Source organism: Aeromonas sp. LsrichE-8G (genome assembly GCF_022869435.1).
GTDB classification, from domain to species: domain Bacteria; phylum Pseudomonadota; class Gammaproteobacteria; order Enterobacterales; family Aeromonadaceae; genus Aeromonas; species Aeromonas caviae.
The window spans coordinates 1-603 of the sequence record NZ_JALIHH010000247.1 but is presented as its reverse complement, the minus strand read 5'-3'; the positions used below and the strand labels follow the sequence as shown (position 1 = coordinate 603).

Below are 603 nucleotides of genomic sequence, written 5' to 3'. Positions count from 1 at the left end.
GACCAAATAAAATTTGGTTTTCGCCAAGAAGTTTCCAAAGCACTTGTAACAAATGTTTGAGAACTACTTTTTAAATCAGCTTTCCAGATTGTTAAAGAGCATGTTTGCAACGGTCAGTGACCGAAGAAAACAGACATAAACATGTGATGCTTATGTCTGCATTCTTTTAGCAAGAAGAGAAGTGGCGTCCCCTAGGGGATTCGAACCCCTGTTACCGCCGTGAAAGGGCGGTGTCCTAGGCCTCTAGACGAAGGGGACGAAAATCATGCTTTGCGAAGGACACTTCGTAATGATTTTCGTAAAGGCGACGCCGAGCCTGCGAGGCTAGCGGCCTTTAGCGCTGTTCGTTGTTATCGCTAACTCTGAATTGGGTAACGACTTACGTCGTTATTCACATCCCAACCCAACGAACGGGCTTCTCTCATTCAACCGAAGTTGAATAAGCACTGATGCATACGCACCAGGTCTTTGCTCTAACTACTTTGAATCAAGGCAATCTGTGTGAACACTCAACAACTTCGTCATCTTAAGGTAAGGAGGTGATCCAACCCCAGGTTCCCCTAGGGTTACCTTGTTACGACTTCACCCCAGTCATGAATCACA

1 tRNA gene and 1 rRNA gene are annotated in these 603 nt (G+C 45.8%); both read right to left on the bottom strand.

From position 1 onward, the window contains the following. Positions 1-182: 182 nt before the first annotated feature. A tRNA-Glu gene (locus tag MUW49_RS20580) sits at positions 183-258 on the bottom strand. Between the two features lie 274 nt (positions 259-532). Further along, a 16S ribosomal RNA gene (locus tag MUW49_RS20575) occupies positions 533-603 on the bottom strand; the annotation flags it as partial.